2 protein-coding genes are annotated in these 376 nt (G+C 45.5%); both read right to left on the reverse strand.

Annotated features, from left to right (window positions below; all coding sequences use genetic code 11):
* A partial coding sequence (locus AAC854_RS23290; protein ID WP_340619155.1) for a type II toxin-antitoxin system HicB family antitoxin occupies positions 1-104 on the reverse strand: 104 nt, incomplete at its 3' end.
* A 68-nt stretch (positions 105-172) separates the two neighbouring features.
* Positions 173-361, reverse strand: coding sequence for a type II toxin-antitoxin system HicA family toxin (locus AAC854_RS23295; RefSeq protein ID WP_285809336.1), 189 nt, complete (start codon positions 359-361; stop codon positions 173-175).
* Positions 362-376 lie beyond the last annotated feature (15 nt).

The raw sequence follows: 376 nt of genomic DNA on the forward strand, positions 1-376 counted from the left end.
ATAGCTTCTTCTAAGGTGTTGCCAGCGAAAAAACAGCCGTCAGCATCAGGAAAGTAACCGTCAAAACCCTCTTCTGTTTTAAAGATAAAGAGCGGATAAATCATAATATTACCTCGATAGTTTATGATGATAAGTAGCGCAGAGAAGGAGCGGTCAGGCCGCTCCTTGATGATTACAACAACTTCAATCCTGAATTTTTCTGTGCCTGCCGAAGAATCCCCTTTGACGAATCTTTTCTTGGATGCGGTACGGTGATTATCTCTCTGACTCCCGGTTTGGCCAGCGTGACATGACTCCCGTCTTGCCGCATCTTTACCCAACCGTCAGCCATCAGGCGTTTGATTAACTCTGCACTACTCATCAATCCTCCATTGTG

Origin of the sequence: Xenorhabdus entomophaga, assembly GCF_037996725.1 — a bacterium.
GTDB lineage: Bacteria > Pseudomonadota > Gammaproteobacteria > Enterobacterales > Enterobacteriaceae > Xenorhabdus > Xenorhabdus khoisanae.